Annotated in this window: 19 protein-coding genes; 8 read left to right on the plus strand and 11 right to left on the minus strand. The window is 58.2% G+C overall.

Annotation, left to right across the window (positions count from 1 at the left end; genetic code table 11):
- Positions 1–61: 61 nt before the first annotated feature.
- From glpD to ABIE16_RS01010, 4 genes are all read right to left on the minus strand, one after another.
- Positions 62–1,600 carry a glycerol-3-phosphate dehydrogenase gene (gene glpD / locus ABIE16_RS00995; protein ID WP_429520607.1) on the minus strand — a complete coding sequence of 513 codons (1,539 nt, stop codon included), beginning with the start codon at positions 1,598–1,600 and terminating at the stop codon, positions 62–64.
- Between the two features lie 320 nt (positions 1,601–1,920).
- Entirely contained in the window at positions 1,921–2,676 is a 756-nt protein-coding gene (locus ABIE16_RS01000; protein ID WP_007971301.1) for a DeoR/GlpR family transcriptional regulator, read from the minus strand.
- A gap of 95 nt (positions 2,677–2,771) precedes the next feature.
- Positions 2,772–4,277 (minus strand): glycerol kinase GlpK, encoded by a 1,506-nt coding sequence (glpK, locus tag ABIE16_RS01005; RefSeq protein ID WP_057713425.1) that lies wholly within the window; start codon positions 4,275–4,277, stop codon positions 2,772–2,774.
- 74 nt (positions 4,278–4,351) lie between these two features.
- Positions 4,352–5,203: an MIP/aquaporin family protein gene (locus ABIE16_RS01010; protein WP_429520608.1), complete on the minus strand. Its 852-nt coding sequence runs from the start codon at positions 5,201–5,203 to the stop codon at positions 4,352–4,354.
- Between the two features lie 347 nt (positions 5,204–5,550).
- Between ABIE16_RS01010 and ybaK the strand changes: the two genes are divergently transcribed.
- Complete coding sequence (ybaK, locus tag ABIE16_RS01015) at positions 5,551–6,021, plus strand: Cys-tRNA(Pro) deacylase (protein WP_057713427.1); 471 nt, start codon at positions 5,551–5,553, stop codon at positions 6,019–6,021.
- A gap of 109 nt (positions 6,022–6,130) precedes the next feature.
- Positions 6,131–6,913 carry a PhzF family phenazine biosynthesis protein gene (locus ABIE16_RS01020; protein ID WP_429520406.1) on the plus strand — a complete coding sequence of 261 codons (783 nt, stop codon included), beginning with the start codon at positions 6,131–6,133 and terminating at the stop codon, positions 6,911–6,913.
- Positions 6,914–7,036: 123 nt separating this feature from the next.
- Here the strand turns inward: ABIE16_RS01020 and ABIE16_RS01025 are convergent, their stop codons facing one another.
- Positions 7,037–8,146 carry an ABC transporter ATP-binding protein gene (locus ABIE16_RS01025; protein WP_429520407.1) on the minus strand — a complete coding sequence of 370 codons (1,110 nt, stop codon included), beginning with the start codon at positions 8,144–8,146 and terminating at the stop codon, positions 7,037–7,039.
- Positions 8,143–9,063 (minus strand): ornithine carbamoyltransferase, encoded by a 921-nt coding sequence (gene argF / locus ABIE16_RS01030; RefSeq protein ID WP_057713430.1) that lies wholly within the window; start codon positions 9,061–9,063, stop codon positions 8,143–8,145. Before argF ends, ABIE16_RS01025 begins: the two co-directional genes overlap by 4 nt.
- Before the next feature lie 573 nt (positions 9,064–9,636).
- On the opposite strand from argF, the gene ABIE16_RS01035 reads away from it, so the two are divergent.
- Both ABIE16_RS01035 and grxD read left to right on the plus strand, forming a co-directional pair.
- A complete protein-coding gene (locus ABIE16_RS01035; RefSeq protein ID WP_429520408.1) occupies positions 9,637–11,745 on the plus strand; it encodes a molybdopterin oxidoreductase family protein in 2,109 nt (702 codons plus the stop codon).
- Between the two features lie 97 nt (positions 11,746–11,842).
- The gene (grxD, locus tag ABIE16_RS01040) at positions 11,843–12,184 is read left to right on the plus strand and encodes a Grx4 family monothiol glutaredoxin (RefSeq protein ID WP_007971318.1); all 342 of its coding nucleotides are present in this window, start codon (positions 11,843–11,845) and stop codon (positions 12,182–12,184) included.
- Between the two features lie 195 nt (positions 12,185–12,379).
- Here grxD and bfr read toward each other — a convergent pair whose 3' ends face one another.
- Positions 12,380–12,856, minus strand: coding sequence for a bacterioferritin (gene bfr / locus ABIE16_RS01045; protein WP_057713432.1), 477 nt, complete (start codon positions 12,854–12,856; stop codon positions 12,380–12,382).
- Between the two features lie 198 nt (positions 12,857–13,054).
- On the minus strand, positions 13,055–13,273 hold the full coding sequence (locus ABIE16_RS01050; protein WP_007985869.1) for a bacterioferritin-associated ferredoxin: 219 nt from the start codon (positions 13,271–13,273) through the stop codon (positions 13,055–13,057).
- 311 nt (positions 13,274–13,584) lie between these two features.
- On the opposite strand from ABIE16_RS01050, the gene ABIE16_RS01055 reads away from it, so the two are divergent.
- Positions 13,585–14,187: a peroxiredoxin gene (locus tag ABIE16_RS01055; protein WP_057713433.1), complete on the plus strand. Its 603-nt coding sequence runs from the start codon at positions 13,585–13,587 to the stop codon at positions 14,185–14,187.
- Between the two features lie 191 nt (positions 14,188–14,378).
- On the opposite strand, the gene rnt is transcribed toward ABIE16_RS01055, so the two are convergent.
- Both rnt and pyrC read right to left on the minus strand, forming a co-directional pair.
- Positions 14,379–15,056, minus strand: a complete 678-nt coding sequence (gene rnt, locus ABIE16_RS01060) for a ribonuclease T (protein ID WP_057713434.1) — start codon at positions 15,054–15,056, stop codon at positions 14,379–14,381.
- Entirely contained in the window at positions 15,053–16,099 is a 1,047-nt protein-coding gene (gene pyrC, locus ABIE16_RS01065) for a dihydroorotase (protein WP_223501953.1), read from the minus strand. The genes rnt and pyrC overlap by 4 nt, the downstream gene beginning before the upstream one ends.
- A 159-nt stretch (positions 16,100–16,258) precedes the next feature.
- Between pyrC and ABIE16_RS01070 the strand changes: the two genes are divergently transcribed.
- Together ABIE16_RS01070 and ABIE16_RS01075 are read left to right on the plus strand one after the other, a co-directional pair.
- Positions 16,259–17,164 carry a flagellar protein MotY gene (locus ABIE16_RS01070; RefSeq protein WP_429520409.1) on the plus strand — a complete coding sequence of 302 codons (906 nt, stop codon included), beginning with the start codon at positions 16,259–16,261 and terminating at the stop codon, positions 17,162–17,164.
- A 129-nt stretch (positions 17,165–17,293) separates the two neighbouring features.
- Positions 17,294–18,511 carry an argininosuccinate synthase gene (locus ABIE16_RS01075; protein ID WP_007972320.1) on the plus strand — a complete coding sequence of 406 codons (1,218 nt, stop codon included), beginning with the start codon at positions 17,294–17,296 and terminating at the stop codon, positions 18,509–18,511.
- Between the two features lie 150 nt (positions 18,512–18,661).
- Here ABIE16_RS01075 and ABIE16_RS01080 read toward each other — a convergent pair whose 3' ends face one another.
- Positions 18,662–19,360: a hypothetical protein gene (locus tag ABIE16_RS01080; protein ID WP_429520410.1), complete on the minus strand. Its 699-nt coding sequence runs from the start codon at positions 19,358–19,360 to the stop codon at positions 18,662–18,664.
- Positions 19,361–19,906: 546 nt separating this feature from the next.
- Here ABIE16_RS01080 and ABIE16_RS01085 point away from each other — a divergent pair.
- On the plus strand, positions 19,907–20,533 hold the full coding sequence (locus ABIE16_RS01085) for a response regulator transcription factor (RefSeq protein WP_008053528.1): 627 nt from the start codon (positions 19,907–19,909) through the stop codon (positions 20,531–20,533).
- The last annotated feature ends 12 nt before the right edge of the window (positions 20,534–20,545 follow it).

Raw genomic sequence — 20,545 nt, forward strand, 5'->3', positions numbered from 1 at the left:
ATCGATACGAAAAAGCCCCTGAATCGTGAGATTCAGGGGCTTTCGTTTATCCGGATCGTGGTCAGGCCGCTTCGATCTTGTTGCGGTTTTGCTCGACCTTGTTCAGGTAATCCTTGAGTTTTTCCTGCTCCGCGGCTGTGGTGAACAAGCCGAGCTTGCTGCGCCGCCAGAGGATGTCGTGTGCGGTAGTGGCCCATTCTTCACTGCACAGGTAATCGACCTCGCGGGTGTAGAGACCGCTGCCGATGTGCTCGCCCATATCGCTGAGGTCCTGTACACCTTCGAGCATGCGCCAGGTACGGCTGCCGTAGGAGGTGGCCCAGCGGCGAGCCATCTCGCTTGGTACCCAGTCGAATTTGTCGCGGATACGTGAGCTCAAGGCCTGTGGGGTGGTCATGTCTTCACCGCCCGGCAGCGTGGCGCTTGCGGTCCAGCTTGGCTGGATGTGCTTGAAGTAGGGTGCCAGTTGCGCCAGCGCCGACTCGGCCAGTTTGCGATAGGTCGTGAGCTTGCCGCCGAACACCGACAGCAACGGAGCCTCTTCGCCAGTGCCGGACAGCGCCAGGGTGTAATCGCGGGTCACGGCCGACGGGTTGTCGGATTCGTCGTTGCACAGCGGGCGCACACCGGAATAGCTGTGCAGGATGTCCTCGCGGCTGATTTGCTTTTTGAAATGGGCGTTGACCACGTTCAACAGGTAATCGGTTTCGCCGTCGGTAATTGCCACCTTCGCCGGATCGCCGGTGTACTCGCGGTCGGTGGTGCCGATCAGGGTGAAGTGATTCAGGTACGGAATGGTGAACACGATGCGCTGATCTTCGTTTTGCAGGATGTGCGCGTGTTCGCCTTCGTACAGTTTCGGCACGATCAGGTGGCTGCCCTGGATCAGGCGGATGCCGTAAGGCGATTCCATCTTCAAGTCATCGCGAATGAACCTGGCGACCCAAGGCCCGGCCGCATTGACCAATGCCTTGGCGCGGATCGAAAACAGGCTGCCATCGGCGCGCTCCAGGTGCAGGTGCCACAGGCCCTTGGTGCGACGTGCGCTGACGCAGCGGGTCTGGGTGTGAACGTGGGCGCCTTTTTCCCGGGCGGCCATGGCGTTCAACACCACCAGGCGGGCGTCGTCGACCCAGCAGTCGGAGTATTCGAAGCCCTTGGTGATTTCGCTTTTGAGCGCGCTGTCGGGGCCGAACTTCAGGCTTTTCGAACCTTGCAGTTGCTCGCGCTTGCCCAGGTTGTCATAGAGGAACAGACCGGCGCGAATCATCCACGCCGGGCGCAGGTGCGGGCGGTGCGGCAACACGAAGCGCATTTGCTTGACGATGTGCGGCGCCTTGGCCAACAACACTTCGCGCTCAGCCAGGGCCTCACGCACCAGGCGGAATTCGTAATGTTCGAGGTAGCGCAGGCCACCGTGAATCAGCTTGCTGCTGGCCGACGATGTATGGCTGGCCAGGTCATCCTTTTCACAAAGGAACACCGAGAGACCGCGTCCGGCGGCGTCCGCTGCGATCCCCACGCCATTGATCCCGCCACCGATGACGGCGATATCGTAGACCTCGGCGAGAGGGGGCGTAGGCAAGGTGGAAGTGGGCATCGGCTCGGCCTCGGAATTCTTTGATGTTCTGTATTTGAATTCGAACATTAATGTTCATTTGCGAAAATACTAGCCCATAAAGACGCCCACAGCCAGTCAGCTTCGATTGAAAATACTCATCGAAGGGCCGTTAAAGGAAAATTTACGAACATTGAAAGGTTGCAGGCTGCTTTTGTGGCGAGGGGGCTTGCCCCCGTTCGACGGCGAAGCCGTCGCAGGTTGGGGCTATGAATGTGCCTGTCTGAACTCGGCTGAATGGTTTTAGGGCCGCTTCGCAGCCCAACGGGGGCAAGCCCCCTCGCCACAGGGGAGCGGTGTGCTTAAACGACTTCCAGCCGAACCTTGTGCTGGTTCAACAACTGCGCCAGCGCCGGGGAGGGTTGCTGATCGGTGACCAGGCAATCGACCAGGCTGATCGGCCCCAGGCGAATCATGGCGTTGCGCCCGAACTTGCTGGAGTCGGCCGCGAGGATCACCTGCCGGGCATTGGCGATGATCGCCTGGGATACCCGCACTTCCTGATAGTCGAAGTCCAGCAGGCTGCCGTCTTCATCGATGCCGCTGATGCCGACCAGGGCGAAATCGACCTTGAACTGATTGATGAAGTCGACACTGGCCTGACCCACCACGCCACCATCGCGCCGCACGTTGCCGCCAGTGAGCAGGACATCGAAATCGTCCTTGGCGCTGAGCATGGAGGCGACGTGCAGGTTGTTGGTGATGATCTTCAGGTGACTGTGGTTGAGCAGTGCCCGGGCAATGGATTCGGTGGTCGTGCCGATGTTGATGAACAGCGAGGCATGGTCGGGAATCTGCGCGGCAATGGCTTCGCCGATACGCTGTTTTTCATCGCGCATCTGATCGGCGCGCATGGCGTAGGCGGTGTTTTCAACGCTGGAGTCGTAAGCCGCGCCGCCGTGGTAGCGACGCAACAAATTGGCTTCCGCGAGCTGATTGATGTCGCGGCGAATGGTCTGCGGGGTAACTACGAACAGCGTGGCCATTTCCTCGATGCTGACATAGCCGCGTTCGCGGACCAGTTCGAGGATTTGCTGCTGACGGGGAGGCAGATTCATGGGGCGTCCTTTGGGCTGCCGTGCAAAATTTGCCCATGATGCCGCAGGAATCTGCTCCCGACCAGTTACATACAGATACGAGCCTGCGTCTTGGCTTATTCAGTCTCGTCTTCAGCCGCCCAATCGCGGGTACGGCTGACCGCTTTTTTCCACCCCGCGTAGAGTTTTTCCTTCGCCGTTTCATCCAGCGTCGGCTCGAACTTGCGTTCGATCACTGCCTTGCCGCGCAACTCTTCCAGGCTGCCCCAGAAGCCGCAGGCCAGGCCTGCCAGGTAAGCCGCACCCAGTGCCGTGGTTTCGCGCATTTGCGGACGTTCGACCTGCGTGCCGAGGATGTCGGCCTGGAACTGCATCAGGAAATTGTTCGCCACCGCGCCGCCGTCCACGCGCAGGGCCTTGAGGCGTTCGCCGGAGTCCTGTTGCATGGCGTCGAGCACGTCGCGAGTCTGGTAGGCAATCGATTCCAGCGCTGCGCGAATGATGTGATCTACGCGCACGCCGCGGGTCAGGCCGAACAAGGCGCCACGGGCGTACGGGTCCCAGTAGGGAGCACCAAGACCGGTGAAGGCCGGCACCAGGTACACACCGTTGCTGTCTTTGACCTTGTTGGCGAAGTATTCGGTGTCGTGGGCGTCGTTGATGATCTTCAGTTCGTCACGCAGCCATTGCACGGTGGAGCCGCCGTTGAACACCGCGCCTTCCAGCGCGTAGGCCACTTCGCCACGTGGGCCGCAGGCGATGGTGGTGAGCATGCCGTGTTGGGATTTAACGGCTTTGTCGCCGGTGTTCATCAACAGGAAGCAGCCAGTGCCGTAGGTGTTTTTCGCCTGGCCTGGTTCGACGCACATCTGGCCGAACAGGGCGGCTTGCTGGTCGCCAGCGATGCCGCCGATGGCGATACCGCTTTTGGTGTGACCGTAGATTTCCGAAGAAGACTTCACTTGCGGGAGCATCTCACGAGGGATGTCGAGGACCTCCAGCATCTTCGCGTCCCACTCCAGGGTGTGGATGTTGAAGAGCATGGTGCGCGAAGCGTTGGTGTAGTCGGTGACATGCACCTTGCCACCGGTGAATTTCCAGATCAGCCAGCTGTCGACGGTGCCGAACAACAGCTCACCGTTGCGCGCGCGTTCGCGGCTGCCTTCGACGTTGTCGAGGATCCACTTGAGCTTGGTTCCGGAGAAGTACGGGTCGGTGACCAGGCCGGTGGTGTCGCTGATGTATTGCTCGTGGCCATCGCGCTTGAGCTGCTGGCAGATCTCGGTGCTGCGTCGGCACTGCCAGACGATGGCGTTGTAGATCGGGCGGCCGGTGTTCTTGTCCCAGACCACGGTGGTTTCGCGCTGGTTGGTGATGCCGATGGCCGCCACCTGGTCGTGGTGCAGGCCGGCTTGCGCCAGGGCCTCGACCATCACGGCGCTTTGGGTCGCGAAGATTTCCATCGGATCGTGTTCGACCCAGCCGGCTTGCGGGTAATGCTGTGCGAACTCCCGTTGGGCGGTGCAGACCACGTTCGCGTCGCGGTCGAAAATGATCGCGCGGGAGCTGGTCGTACCCTGATCGAGGGCAATGATGTAGTTCTTATTCTGTGTGTCGGTCATGTCGATTGCCTTGGACGAAATAAGGGAGTGAGGTCTGGCGCGCGATCAAGGGGCAGGGGCACGCGCCAACGGTATCAAGAAGTTCTGGGTTTGCCGTCAATGGCAGCTGTTGCATCCTTTGTAGCAGGTACGGCGCTGGGCAGATGGCGGGCAATCAGCCCGCGATAGGCGGCAGCACCGAGGCAGGCACCGACAATCGGTGCAAAAACAGGAATCAGGAAATACGGGATATCGCGTCCGCCAGTGAAGGAAATTTCACCCCAGCCAGCGAAGAAAGTCATCAGTTTAGGGCCGAAGTCCCGCGCAGGGTTCATGGCAAAACCGGTCAGTGGTCCCATCGAGCTACCGATCACCGCAATCAACAGGCCGATCAGCAGCGGTGCCAGCGGGCCTTTGGGCAGGCCATTGTTGTCATCGGTCAGGGACATGATCACGCCCATCAGAATGGCCGTGATGATCACCTCGACCAGAAATGCCTGGGCGGTGGTCAGCACCGGGTTCGGGAAGGTGGAGAACACGGAGGCCAATTCGAGGCTGGCTTGAGTGCCGCGAACCATATGGTGCGTTTGTTCGAATTCGAAGAATAGATTGCTGTAGAGCGTGTAAACCAACAGCGCTCCACAGAAGGCACCCGCCACTTGGGCGAGTATGTAGAAAGGCAATTTACGTTTTTCGAAGTCCGCGAAAATGCTCAGGACAATACTGACGGCAGGGTTCAGATGAGCCCCGGAAACCCCAGCGGTAAGGTAGATCGCCATGCTGACGCCGACGCCCCAGATAATGCTGATTTCCCACAAGCCAAAACTGGCACCCGCGACCTTGAGCGCGGCAACGCAACCTGTACCAAAAAAGATCAGCAGCGCCGTACCCAGAAACTCGGCCATGCATTGGCTCGAGAGCGACGGTTGTTGTAAATCAGTTGTCATTGAAACCTCATTTTTTTTGTTGTCTGGCGCTTTTTCCATCATGGTCGGAGCGCGGTTTTCGCCGAGGCAGGATCCCCATCCTGGTCGCGGTTTACTGCTGGGTGCAGCGGTAGGACGTTTCGTACAGTTTCATAAACGAAAAAATATAGACAAGAAACGCTGCTGTCAAAGGTCGAAAGTGAACCATCGGTCACAAAAAAACTATTCGTTGCATGAATGAATGAGTCATTGGGGAAGGGGAAGGCAGGGCAATGGCGTTATGGATGCGCCGCCGTAGAGCCTTTTAATGATCAATGTCCTAGAATCGGGCGCAGTATTTTTCTTCTGCCGCCCAGTCTGGAGCTGTCATGACCCCCGCATTGGATTTGTTGAAAAAGGTTCGGGCCGAACATCGCGTACACAGTTACGAACATGATCCCAAGGCCGCCTCCTACGGGTTGGAAGCGGCGGAAAAACTCGGGCTCGATCCGGCGCAGGTGTTCAAGACCTTGCTGGCGGCCAGCGAAAAGGGCGAGTTGCTGGTGGCCGTGGTGCCGGTTGTCGGCAGCCTGGACTTGAAAGGGTTGGCCCACGCCGCGGGCGTGAAGAAGGTCGAAATGGCCGACCCGGCGGCAGCGCAGCGCTCTACCGGCTATCTGTTGGGCGGGATCAGTCCGCTGGGGCAGAAAAAGCGCTTGCGTACCTTCATTGATAATTCGGCCCAGCCCTTCGCCAGCATTTTTGTCAGTGCGGGGCGGCGTGGACTGGAAGTCGAACTGGCACCGGCGGTGCTGGCCGAGCACACCCAGGCCAGATTTGCCGATATCGGCCGTGCGTGAACATCATCGGAGTCCGCGCAGCGCTGTATGGTGAAAATCAGCCTGCTCTGTCACTGGTGCCGGCTGAGCCAGCGCGGCATGCTGGGTGGTCTGACAAAGGGAGAAGGTTATGCAACTGGAGTTTCATCAGGTCGACGCGTTCAGCAATCAGCCATTTAGCGGCAATCCGGCGATGGTCTATCGGCTCGACACATGGCTCGCCGATGAGTTGATGCAAAAGATTGCCGCCGAACACAACCTCGCCGAAACGGCGTTTGTCGTGCGTGAAGGGCAGGGCTGGCACATCCGTTGGTTTACGCCGACCACCGAGGTGCCATTGTGCGGTCACGCGACGCTGGCTAGCGCTCATGTGCTGTTCGAGATTTATAAGGAGCCCGTCGAACGACTGGACTTCACCTGCAAATCCGGCCCGTTGGGCGTGACCCGTGAAGGTGGGCGGCTGTGGCTGGATTTCCCGGCGATCACTGCATCGCCGGTGAACGTGGTCTCGGACATCGAGCGTGCACTGGTTGTGAAGGCTGTTGAGGTACTGGCTTCAAATGAGCTGTTTGTGGTGCTGGAGTCGGAGCAAGCGGTGCTCGACTGCAAGCCGGACATGGTGGCCCTGGCGAAACTGCCATGGCTGGGTGCCATCGTGACGGCGCGGGGCGAGCAGCACGATTTCGTTTCCCGCTACTTCGCCCCGGCAATCGGCATCAATGAAGACCCGGTGACCGGATCGACCCATTGCCTTCTGATTCCGTACTGGTCAAAGCGTTTGGCCAAGTCGAGCCTGACGGCTTTTCAGCGTTCGGCGCGGGGTGGGGAATTGTTCTGCCAACTGGAAGGCGATCGGGTGAGGATCGGCGGCAATGCGACCCTGGTTGCCAGTGGCACGCTGAGGCTGGGATAACGCAAACCCACTGTAGGAGCGAGCTTGTTCGCGAAAAACGTCTGGATAACGCGTTCATTCCGGTTGCACGCGTTATCGTTGTCGTCCATCGCGAGCAAGCTCGCTCCTACAGTAGGGGGGGTATCAGTTGGCCGTGCTGTAGCGCCGGACACCTGATTCAACAGCTGGAATCTGCGCCGCGGTGCTGCCGGACGCCTGGAACAGCACCAGGTGTTCAGCCGCGACACGAATACCCACATCCGCCCCAACCTGACGATCGACATGGCTCGGGAAAATCGACTCCAGCTGTGCGCCTGTCGGCAGTTGCAAGCGATACAGGGTCGATGCACCCAGGAACGTCTTGCCGGCAATTCGCGCCTTCAGTGCGCTGTCCGGCGCATAGACGATATCGTCCGGGCGCAGCAACACGTCCACGGCGCCGCCTACCGGCCAGGTGTAGGCCCGATTGCCGCGCAACTCACCCAGTTCGGTTTGCACCGATTCTGGGCTGCTCAACTGACCGCGAATGAAATAGCCCTGGCCGATGAAACTCGCGACAAAAGGTGTCAGGGGTTCGTGATACAGGTTGTAGGGCGTATCCCACTGTTCCAGGCGACCTTCCTTGAACACACCAACGTGGTCGCTGACCGCGAAGGCTTCTTCCTGGTCGTGAGTCACCAGAATCGCGCTGGTGCCACGGGCCTTGAGGATGTCGCGTACTTCATGGCTGAGCTTGCGGCGCAATTCGCCATCAAGGTTGGAGAAGGGTTCGTCGAGCAACAGCAGTTGCGGTTCCGGCGCCAGGGCACGGGCCAGTGCGACACGTTGCTGCTGACCTCCTGAAAGCTCGTGGGGGAAACGCTTGCCGAGATTCTTCAGGTTGACCAGTTCCAGCAGCTCTTCGGTCACGCGATCCTTTTGCGGATGCTTGCGAATGCCGAAGGCGATGTTGTCGGCCACGCACAAATGCGGAAACAGCGCGTAGTCCTGGAACACCATGCCGATGCGACGTTTCTCCGGCGCAAGGGTGAAACCGGCGCTGGAGATGGTCTCGCCAGCCAGCTGGATTTCGCCTTCGTGCACCGGTTCGAAACCGGCAATCGCCCTCAGGGTGGTGGTCTTGCCGCAGCCCGACGAGCCCAGCAGGCAACCGATGTCGCCTGCGTTCAGGTGCAGGTTGAGGTTCTGCACCACGCGCTGGTCTTGATAGCCGCAGGCGAGGTTGCGCAGGTTAAGCAGTAATGGCTGGCTCATGCGTGGTGATACGCCGGTTCGACGAGGAACTCGAGCAGGGCTTTTTGCGCGTGCAGACGGTTTTCGGCTTGATCCCAGGCCACCGAGCGCTTGTCATCGAGCAGGTCGATGCTGATTTCCTCGCCGCGGTGCGCTGGCAAGCAGTGCATGAACAGCACGTCTTCAGCGGCCAGGTCGAGCAGGGCGCGGTTGACCTGATACGGCGCGAACAGTTGCAGACGCTTGGCGGTTTCCTCTTCCTGGCCCATGGAGGTCCAGACGTCGGTGCTCACCAGGTGTGCGCCACGCACGGCTTCCTTCGGATCGCGAACGATGGTGACCCGATCGCCGGCCTTGGCCAGGAACACCGGGTTGGGTTCATAGCCTTCCGGGCAGGCAACGCGCAACTGGAAGTCGAACTGGATCGCCGCTTCTATATAGCTGTTGCACATGTTGTTGCCGTCGCCAATCCAGGCCACGGTCTTGCCCTGGATGGAGCCGCGGTGTTCGAGGAAGGTCTGCATGTCGGCCAGCAACTGGCACGGGTGCAGGTCATCGGACAGGCCGTTGATCACCGGTACGCGGGAATTGGCGGCGAATTCGGTCAGGTTGCTGTGGGCAAAGGTACGGATCATCACTGCATCGAGCATGCTCGACATGACGATGGCGCAGTCGCCGATCGGCTCGCCACGACCCAGTTGGGTGTCACGTGGCGACAGGAAGATCGCCTGCCCGCCGAGCTGGATCATGCCTGCCTCGAAGGAGATCCGGGTACGGGTCGAGGATTTCTCGAAAATCATTCCCAGGACACGGTTTTTCAGAGGCTCGAACAGTACGCCGCGGTTACGCAGGTCCTTGAGCTCAACGCCTCGACGGATCACGCTGACCAGCTCTTCGGGCGTGCAATCCATCAGGGAGAGAAAGTGCCTTGCGCTCATCATTGACTACCTTTTGCTACAAACCGCAGATGCTCAAAGCCTTGTTTAACGGAACAACGGGCGAGACCTGCGGCGTAAGCCGCACGGGGCGACGAAATAGGGGAAGGCGCGATCTTATAATTAAATGTCGCGTCTTACCAATAGGGCTACAGTTTTTAGGGAGTTTCAGAGGTGCTACGGGTTTACCGAGGTAGCGCTTTTGAAGCCTGTTTCCTGATAGCAGCGGTTCATTTGTACACCGGCCCCTCGGGGCTTGGCAATCAGGCGCGGCGGCAATGGTGCGTGACAGTCGGTTTTTGACTTGTCATTCATCAGCGCCGGGCTTGATGGGCACTGGCGCCTGATCGGCGAGCAGACCGGCGCGCATGGACCCCACGGACCGATTGAAACCCTTCAGGAATTTCAGTTGCAGGTGCCGCCCAGGCTGCCTTCGAACTGAACTCGGACGGCCATCGGCTGGCCTGATAACCCTCGATTCACAAGACGAACGTCGCTGGCGTGTCGGCGGCTCTGGCGCCATAGTTTTGTTTCCGCGGCCTACGTTGCCCGCCCATAACAAGACAGAGACTGGCCATGACCAAGACTCTCCATCACCGTGCTTGCCATTTGTGCGAAGCCATCTGTGGCCTGACTATCGAAACCACCAGGGGCGAAGGCGGTAACGTCCAGATCACTTCGATCAAGGGCGACCCCCAGGATACGTTCAGTCGTGGGCACATCTGCCCCAAGGCCGTGGCGTTGCAAGACATTCAGAACGATCCGGATCGCCTGCATCAGCCGATGCAGCGGGTGGGCAATGAATGGCAGCCCATCGAGTGGGAGGCGGCATTCAATCTGGTCGCCGAACGCCTCGCCGCCATTCAGGAGCATCACGGGCAAAACGCCGTGGCGGTCTATCAGGGCAACCCGAGTGTGCACAATTACGGGCTGATGACCCACAGCAATTACTTCCTCGGCCTGCTGAAAACCCGCAACCGTTTTTCCGCCACCTCGGTCGATCAATTGCCCCATCACCTGACCAGTCATTTGATGTACGGCCACGGTCTGCTGCTGCCGATCCCGGACATCGACCACACCGATTTCATGCTGATCCTGGGCGGCAATCCACTGGCTTCGAACGGCAGCATCATGACCGTGCCGGATGTGGAGAAACGCTTGAAGGCGATACAGGCCCGGGGTGGCAAGGTGGTGGTGGTCGATCCGCGCCGTAGTGAAACGGCGGCGATTGCCGACCAGCATCTGTTCGTACGCCCGGGCGGTGATGCAGCGCTGTTGTTCGGCCTGCTCAATACCTTGTTCGCTGAAGGTCTGACCCGCGACAGCCATCTGCCGGTGGACGGCCTGGAGGACGTACGGGAGGCCGTCGCACCGTTCACTGCCGAGGCCATGAGTCCGTTGTGCGCCGTACCGGCCGAACAGATCCGCCAGTTGGCGCGGGACTTCGCCGCGGCACCGAGTGCAGTCTGCTATGGCCGCATGGGCGTTTCGACCCAGGCCTTCGGTACTCTGTGCCATTGGGTGGTGCAGTTGATCAACCTGGTCACCGGCAATCTCGATCGCGTGGGTGGTGCCTTGTGCACCGAGCCAGCAGTGGACCTGGTGGCGTCGACCTCGGGCGGGCATTTCAATCTGTGGCAGAGCCGGGTTTCCGGGCGCCCGGAGTACGCCGGAGAACTACCTGTCTCGGCGCTGGCCGAAGAGATGCTCACTGAAGGGGAAGGGCAAGTCCGCGCGCTGATCACCGTGGCGGGCAATCCGGTGTTGTCCACACCCAATGGCCGACAACTCGAACAGGCGCTGGACGGGCTGGAGTTCATGGTCAGTATCGACCTGTACATCAATGAAACCACGCGTTACGCCGACCTGATCCTGCCGTCCACATCGGCGCTGGAAAACGACCATTACGACACCACGTTCAACCTGTTCGCGGTGCGCAACGTCAGCCGTTTCAACCGCGCCATCCTCGCCAAACCCCAGGGTGCATTGCACGACTGGGAGATTTTCGTCGGCCTGGCCAAGGCATTTGCCGTCAGGACCGGCAAAGAACTGAAGCCCACCATCGCTCCAGCGCAAATGATCGATCTCGGCTTGCGCATGGGAATGTACGGCGACAATTCAGAACACAAGCTGTCGCTGGCGACTTTGTTCGATCATCCCCATGGCGTCGATCTGGGCGCGCTCAAGCCTAACCTGACGCCACGCCTGAAGACTGCCAATCAACGCATCCAGGCCGCGCCTGCGGCGATTCTCGCTGACCTGGCGCGCTTTGCAGCCTTGAAGGCGCCGGCCGCCGACGAGTTGTTGATGATTGGCCGCCGGCATGTACGCAGCAACAATTCATGGATGCATAACTATCATCGGTTGGTAAAGGGCAAGCCACGTCACCAGTTGCTGATGCATCCGGACGATCTGGCTAGTCGCGGGCTCAGCGACGGACAGCGTGTTCGGGTCAGTTCGCGGGTGGGTGTGATCGAAGTCGAAGTGCTTGGCAGTCTGGACATGATGAAAGGCGTGGTCAGCCTGCCTCACGGCTGGGGGCACGCGCGGCCGGGCGTGCAAATGTCGATTGCCAGCAGTCAACCGGGCTCCAGCGCCAACGACCTGACCGACGAACGCCAGATTGACGAACTGTCGGGAAATGCCGCGCTCAATGGTGTGCCGGTGATCGTGGTGGCGGCGTGAATCAGTCAGACGGAGAGACCGAGCAGGGCGCTCGGCTTTCCGTTACAATGCGCCACCGTGCCGACCCATGAGTCGGAAAGTTCAGCCGAGGTGCTCCATGGATATCATCGAAACGATTAAAGAGCAGATTGCCAACAACACCATTCTGCTTTACATGAAAGGCTCGCCGAATGCCCCGCAGTGCGGCTTCTCCGCGAAAGCCGCGCAGGCCGTGATGGCGTGTGGCGAAAAGTTTGCGTACGTGGACATCCTGCAGAACCCGGAAATCCGCGCCAACCTGCCAAAATACGCCAACTGGCCAACCTTCCCACAGCTGTGGGTTGCCGGTGAACTGGTCGGCGGTAGCGACATCATGACTGAAATGGCTGCTGACGGTTCGCTGCAGAGCCTGATCAAGGACGCCGCCGCCAAGGCTGCTGCTCCAAAGACCGAAGCCTGATTCGCTTCCTGTAGGAGCGAGCTCGCGATGGACTAAAGAACGCCGCTGGGTGTCAGGCTCCCAGCGTTATCGTTAACGACCATCGTCGGAACGCCGCCCGGAGCAAGCTCGCTCCTACAGCGGCAGGCACAAAAAAGCCCCGCCTCTTCAAAGAGAGCGGGGCTTTTTATTGCATCGAGATTAATGGCGTAGAACTTACTCGTCTTCGCCCATCTGCGATTGCAGATAGTTCTCAAGGCCCACTTTATCGATCAGGCCCAACTGGGTTTCCAGCCAGTCGATATGTTCTTCTTCGGACTCGAGGATATCTTCAAGCAGTTCACGGCTACCGAAGTCGCCAACTTTTTCGCAATGCGCGATAGCCACTTTGAGATCGGCATGGCCGGTTTTCTCGATACGCAGGTCACACTCAAGCATTTCCTTGGTGTGCTCGCCGATGTGCAGCTTGCCCAGGTCCTGGACATTCGGCAGGCCTTCAAGGAACAGGATGCGCTTGATCAGCTTGTCCGCGTGCTTCATCTCGTCGATGGATTCGTGGTACTCGTGCTTGCCGAGCTTGTTCAGGCCCCAATCTTCATACATGCGCGCATGCAGGAAGTATTGATTGATCGCGACCAGCTCATTGGCGAGGATCTTGTTGAGATGCTGGATGACTGTAACGTCGCCTTTCATGATGGGGTCCTGCCCTGTATTAGCTGTCAATAGAGCAGAGTTTGAGCCTCGTATTTAATAGTGTCAAACCTAAGTTATTGAAACTTAAATGAAAATTAATCGGAATAAGAATGTTTGTGTTCCGCGTCTAGAGCATAACTAGTTGATTTTGAGGCATAAAAAAACCGGACATATGTCCGGTTCTTTGAAATTCGATGTTTAAGCCGCGGTAAATTCTGCTGGATAAGGAATTGCAGCCTGGGCCGTTTGCAGTTTGGTCAGGGTCTCGCGGACCACTTCCTTGGCGAGGCAGGCACATTTGCCGCACTGGCTCGCAACGCCGGTGGCCACACGGACTTCCTTGTAGCTGCAGCATCCTTCATAGATCGCATCGCGGATTTGACCGTCGGTGACGCCAGTGCAGAGGCAAACATACATAGGGAAGGACCGTCGCTGATTGTGACTCAATTGCGATGGATCTTAATGTTAACGAGAATGATTGTCAAAGTGGTTTCAGAGCACTTTTCGTCATAAACGGGTATGGCTGACGAACGGTCTGCCTGGCAAATCGGTGATCCAAAACCGGCGGGGATTTCATCGTACGGGGAAAAAACAGCTAAGCCAGCTCAAACACGCGGTGTATGATGGCCGGTCTTTTGCGACCGGGGATCGTGTCACAGGGCTGTCGCCTCAGGGTGGCAGGCTGATGCGAGCCCTGTTTCTCACGCTATTACACCAGGAGATATCCAATGAGCGTACTCGTAGGCAAACAAGCCCCTGACTTCACCGTACCGGCCGTACTCGGCAATGGCGAGATCGTTGACAGCTTCACCCTGTCCTCGGCGATCAAAGGCAAATACGGCCTGGTGTTCTTCTATCCACTGGACTTCACCTTCGTTTGCCCGTCCGAGCTGATCGCTCTGGACAACCGCATGTCTGACTTCAAGGCACGCAACGTTGAAGTGATCGCTGTTTCGATCGACTCGCACTTCACCCACAACGCATGGCGCAACACTCCAGTGAACAATGGCGGTATCGGCCAGGTTCGCTACACCATGGCTGCCGACATCAAGCAGGACATCATGAAGGCCTACGACGTTCAGTCCGCTGATGGCGTGGCTTTCCGTGGCGCGTTCCTGATCGACGACAAAGGCGTTGTCCGCTCGCAGATCGTCAACGACCTGCCGCTGGGCCGTAACATGGAAGAGCTGATCCGTCTGGTCGACGCTCTGCAATTCCACGAAGAGCACGGCGAAGTCTGCCCTGCCAACTGGAAAAAAGGCGACAAAGGCATGAACGCTTCGCCAGAAGGCGTTGCTGCTTACCTGACCGAGCACGCTGCCGCTCTGTAAGGCGTTCCAGGTATAAAAAAACCGGCCTTCGAGGCCGGTTTTTTTATGTGCTGAAGTCCCTGTAGGAGCGAGCTTGCTCCGGGCGGCGTTCCGACGATGGAATCATGAACACCGCGGGGAACCAGGCTCCCCGCGTTATCGTTGACGACCATCGCGAGCAAGCTCGCTCCCACATTGATTCGTGAGTGCACTCAGTCGCCGAAGTCTTCCCAGCCACCCATCTGTTTCCAGCGATTGACGATGCCGCAGAACAGCTCTGCCGTCTTCTCGGTGTCGTAGCGAGCCGAGTGAGCCTCGCGACCGTCGAAGTCGATGTCCGCTGCCTGGCACGCCTTGGCCAACACGGTCTGGCCGTAAGCGAGACCGGCCAGCGTTGCGGTATCGAAGCTGGAGAACGGATGGAACGGATTGCGCTTCATGTCCAGCCGCGCAACCGCCGCATTCAGGAAGCCCAGGTCGAAACTGCTGTTATGCCCGACCAGGATCGCCCGTTTGCAACCGTTGGCCTTGAGGGCCTTGCGCACGCCGCGGAAGATATCGTTCAGGGCAGACTCTTCACTCACCGCCATGCGCAGCGGGTGATCGAGCTTGATCCCGGTGAATTCCAGGGCTGCCGCTTCGATGTTCGCGCCCTCGAACGGCTCGACACGGAAAAAGTAGGTGTGATCCGGGTAAACAAAACCCTTTTCATCCATGGCGATGGTGGTCGCGGCGATCTCCAGCAGGGCATCGGTGGCCGAGTTGAAGCCACCGGTCTCTACGTCGACGACAACCGGCAGGTAACCACGAAACCTTGCCGCCATTGGATGACGAGGGCCGCCTCCGCCGCCATTGCCTTCCAGTTCGTCGTCGAAATGGTCTTCACTCACGCGTGTTCCTCCAGCAGGCGCCAGCGCAGTTTTTCACCGGCGCGCAGCGGGATAACGGTCAGCTCGCCAAATGGCAGGCTGGTCGGGGCGGTCCACTCTTCGCGGACCAGGGTGATGCGATCGGTGTTGGCCGGCAGACCATAGAACCGAGGGCCGTTGAGGCTGGCGAAGGCCTCGAGCTTGTCCAGCGCATTGCGCTGTTCGAAGGCTTCGGCGTACATCTCGATCGCCGCATAGGCGGTGTAGCAACCGGCGCAGCCGCAGGCCGCTTCCTTGGCATGCTGGGCGTGGGGGGCCGAGTCGGTGCCGAGGAAGAACTTGTCGCTGCCGCTGGTGGCCGCGTCGAGCAGGGCTTCCTGGTGGGTATTGCGCTTGAGGATCGGCAGGCAATAGAAGTGCGGCCGAATCCCGCCCACCAGCATGTGGTTGCGGTTGTACAGCAGGTGATGCGCGGTGATGGTCGCGCCCACGTTGGCCGAAGCCGAGTTGACGAACTGCACGGCGTCTGCGGTGGTGATGTGTTCGAAGACCACTTTGAGGGTCGGGAAACGCTCGACCACACGACGCAAGTGCTCGTCGATGAAGATTTTTTCTCGGTCGAACACGTCGACATCGCCCCGGGTGACTTCACCGTGGACCAACAACGGCATCCCGACTTCGGCCATGGCCTCGAGTGCAGGGAAGATCTTGTCGATGCTGGTGACGCCAGAATCCGAGTTGGTGGTCGCGCCGGCCGGGTACAGCTTGGCGGCGTGAATGAATCCGCTGGCCTTGGCCTCGCGAATTTCTTCAGGCTGGGTGCGGTCGGTCAGGTACAGGACCATCAGTGGCTCGAACAGGCTGCCGGCCGGGCGGGCAGCGAGAATCCGCTGCCGATAGCCGTCGGCTTCGGCCGCATTGCGTACCGGTGGAACCAGGTTGGGCATGATGATGGCGCGGCCAAAGGTGCGCGCGACATCCGCGACGGTATTGGTCAGCACGGCACCATCGCGAAGATGAATATGCCAGTCGTCGGGACGCAGCAGGGTCAGGCGGTCGGACATGAGGGGATTCCAGGCGGGTCAAACTCAAGGGAATGCTACCGGAAAAGACTCTTGCAGGCACTCGCTATCAAGTTTTGCAGGAAGCTTCCGATATCCAACAGGTATGCCGTAAACATGTGTGTGTCGGTCTTTTTGTTGTAGAAGCCAGTGGAGCCTCCCGTGCGCCAGCGTTATTTAGCCTTGCTCAGTGTGTTTGCCAGCCTTCCGGCGATGGCGCTCACTTTCCAGACACGTCTGGAGAACATTGAGTGGACGGTCGAAGGCGACAAGTTCGAATGCCGCCTGACTCAGCCGGTTACCGATTTCGGCTCGGGCGAGTTCGTGCGTCGTGCCGGCGAGCAGGCGATTTTCCGTCTGAAAGCCTACAACCCGATGATCGGCGGCGGTTCGGCCACCTTGCTGGCCGCTGCCGCGCCGTGGCAACCGGGCCGTGACGATATCAACCTGGGCACGGTGAGAATCGGCAGCGGCAACGTATTGTTCAACAGCTCACAGGTTCAGGCCGGGCGTCTGATCAGTGGCCTGATGGACGGTCGCAGCCCGGTCGTTCGACATTCCTCGGGGGATGGGCGGGTGTCGGAAGTACGCTTGTTGCCGGTCAGGTTCACCAAGGCGTTTGCCGACTACCAGGGTTGCGTGGCGAAACTGTTGCCACAGAATTTCGAACAGGTGAAGCAATCGGAAATCGGCTTCCCCGGCGGCGGAATCGAACTCGACAGCGCCGCAAAAGCCAAACTGCAGGTAATGCTGGAGTACATGAAGGCCGATCCGACGGTCAATCACATCGAGCTCGACGGTCACTCCGACAACAGCGGCAACCGCCTGACCAACCGCGACCTGTCGCGGCGCCGAGCCCTGGCAGTGATGGAGTTCTTCAAGGCCAACGGCATCCAGGAATCGCAAATCACCCTGCGTTTCCATGGCGAGCGTTATCCGGTGGCGCCTAACACCAACAACACCAACCGCGCGAAGAACCGTCGAGTAGCAGTGCGCCTGGAGCGCGGAGCAGCCGCGGAACAAGTTGCCCCGCAAGCGACGAAAGCGGCCACTTCGGCCACTTCCTGACCCGGCTGTAATCGTCGCGCCCTCGACATAATCTGTCGCTTCGTCGTCATAAGCTGTCGCGCCACTGTAAATTATTCTGCATGAGCGGTAGACTTCCCGGCTTTCCGTAGAACCCCGTGGAGTGATGGCATGGCGGACGTAAACAAGGTCGTTCTGGCGTATTCCGGCGGCCTGGACACTTCGGTGATCCTCAAGTGGCTGCAGGATACTTATAACTGTGAAGTAGTGACCTTCACCGCTGACCTGGGTCAGGGCGAGGAGGTCGAACCTGCACGCGCCAAGGCTCAGGCCATGGGCGTCAAAGAGATCTACATCGACGACTTGCGCGAAGAGTTCGTGCGCGATTTCGTTTTCCCGATGTTCCGCGCCAACACCGTTTACGAAGGCGAGTACCTGCTGGGTACTTCCATCGCTCGTCCGCTGATCGCCAAGCGCCTGATCGAAATTGCCAACGAAACCGGTGCAGACGCCATTTCCCATGGCGCCACCGGCAAGGGTAACGACCAGGTTCGTTTCGAGCTCGGTGCGTACGCCTTGAAGCCAGGTGTGAAAGTGATCGCTCCTTGGCGCGAGTGGGACCTGCTGTCCCGTGAAAAGCTGATGGATTACGCCGCGAAGCACGCGATTCCGATCGAGCGCCACGGCAAGAAGAAGTCCCCGTACTCCATGGATGCCAACCTGCTGCACATCTCCTATGAAGGCGGCGTGCTGGAAGACACCTGGACCGAGCACGAAGAAGACATGTGGCGCTGGACCGTTTCCCCGGAAAACGCTCCAGACAAGCCGCAGTACCTGGAACTGACCTACCGCAACGGCGATATCGTCGCGCTGGACGGCGTCGAAATGACTCCAGCCACCGTGCTGGCGACCCTGAACCGTATCGGTGGTGAGCACGGTATCGGCCGTCTCGACATCGTCGAGAACCGCTACGTGGGCATGAAGTCCCGTGGCTGCTACGAAACCCCTGGCGGCACCATCATGCTGCGTGCCCACCGTGCGATCGAATCGATCACCCTGGACCGCGAAGTGGCTCACCTCAAGGACGAGCTGATGCCCAAGTACGCCAGCCTGATCTATACCGGCTACTGGTGGAGCCCTGAGCGTCTGATGCTGCAACAGATGATCGATGCGTCCCAGGTCAACGTGAACGGCGTTGTGCGCCTGAAACTGTACAAGGGCAATGTGATCGTCACTGGCCGCAAGTCCGACGACTCGCTGTTCGACGCCAACATCGCTACCTTCGAAGAAGATGGCGGCGCGTACAACCAGGCGGATGCCGCGGGCTTCATCAAGCTCAACGCCCTGCGCATGCGCATTGCGGCGAACAAAGGCCGGAAGCTGTTCTGAGACCTTTGACATCGTGATGGATACCTGACCTCGCCCTCGACGAGGTCAGGTACCTGAAAACGGGGTGTGATACCAGTTACTGTGTTGTCGGGTGTTTTCGTTTCCGCTGATGATTTACTGTTTTTCTCCTTCTCGATGGCCTGACCTGTACTACAGGTTGCTGTTCGCCGGTTGCCCGGCGTGATCAATGACCGACAATCTGTGCGAGTCCGGATTGTAGGCCACATAAAAGGCGGCACCGCGTTTGCTGGCCTGCTTTGTATGTCCAAGCGCACTGGCTTTCAGTAATTTCTCCGAAACGGCACAAGTGACAAACAGAATCACGTACGCCGTCTTTTCCCGTGGCCTCTGGATTTTTTCCAGCAGCGCTCCAAACTCGACCTCTTCGCTCATCCAGCGTACATCAACGATGTACAGGTCTTTTACCGGTTCCGGTAACAGAAGGTGATGCTGAACAGAGACCGTGGTTTGCAGACCAATCCCGGTTGGCGGGTCCTGTGCGCCACAGGGCGTTCGGGCTGACCGCCAGTCATTCGCTGACGTTTCCAGTGTGGGGTTTTCAGGCGGTTTTGCGGACGCTTTTTTTTCCGAGCGCCCAACATCATCCATGACCTTCATGAAGTGCTTTCCCTTTTCAAAATCGGAGGGTGCATAAAGTGATTTATAGTTGAAGTTGAGTGTCGCGAAAAAAAGCAAAAGTAAATAAAACGGAAAGCTGATCAGGAACCAGACGTAGAGTTCTCTTTCCTCCTGATCAAGGAAGGGTAGAGAGACGGCTGCCGACGTTTCAGAGAGCGCTGCGAATATCGCGATAATTGTCATTGGGTTGGTGATTCGTTTTTTTATCATATTCTGTACTCATGCCGGGTTGTCTGTTCTCGAGTGGTTTATGAAGTTGGTTCGATGTGGTGCCTATTGTAGTGATTTTGATTGTCTGCTGGTTTTTGACAGGTTTTTATTTGTTTGTTGTATTGCTCTTCGGTTTCTTGAATTTTTGGCGTGTTTTAATGATTGCTCAAAAAATATTATTTGCTGTAAGAGTAATTGGATGCGAAGTGTGTGATATTTCTGGTGTGAGTGTTGAGTGCGAAAATATCAGTTACGTTTTAGCGGAAAGGTAGAGGCTAGTGTTTGTCAGGGCGGGACCGGATCAAGCTGGCTCTCGAAAAAATCTGGTCGTAAATCGACACAGGTGGCTGCTGGAAAGTGCGACACACTGACGCTGATACAGTTTTAAATTCATTCTGTTCGAGGGATTTTTGTAGGAGGAATCCGTGTTGTTTGTAGGGGATGTCTCTTGGTGTGGGTGGCCGGGAGGGGCGACATGCCATGGGTGAAACGACTAGGCTATTGTGCGGGCTCTAAAAATTCGAACAGCGAAAATTGGACTTGCCCATGAATAAAGTGCTGATCGTGGATGATCACCCCGTCATTCGTCTTGCGGTACGTATGCTAATGGAGCGTCATGGCTACGAAGTTATTGCAGAAACCGATAATGGTGTGGACGCACTGCAACTAGCCCGAGAACTTATGCCGGACATTGTCATTCTGGATATCGGGATTCCGAAGCTGGACGGGTTGGAAGTCATCGCGCGTTTGTCTTCGACTTCAATGCCGATGAAAGTGCTGATTTTGACTTCCCAGGCGCCGGGACATTTTTCGATGCGTTGCATGCAATCCGGTGCAGCCGGTTATGTCTGCAAACAACAAGATCTCACGGAGTTGCTCAGTGCAATAAAGGCCGTTTTGTCAGGCTACAGTTACTTTCCTAATCAAGCCTTGCATACCGTACGATGCAGTTTGGGGAATGCCAGTGAGGCCGATATGGTCGATCGATTGTCGGGGCGGGAAATGATGGTCCTGCAGCAGTTGGCCCGAGGAAAGACCAATAAAGAGATTGCCGATGGGATGTTTCTCAGCAATAAAACAGTCAGTACTTACAAGACCCGCCTGTTGCTCAAGCTGAATGCGCGGTCTCTGGTCGATCTGATCGAACTGGCACAACGCAATGGTCTGGTGTGATGGCATAACTGC

Source organism: Pseudomonas sp. 2725 (assembly GCF_050434585.1).
GTDB lineage: Bacteria > Pseudomonadota > Gammaproteobacteria > Pseudomonadales > Pseudomonadaceae > Aquipseudomonas > Aquipseudomonas jessenii.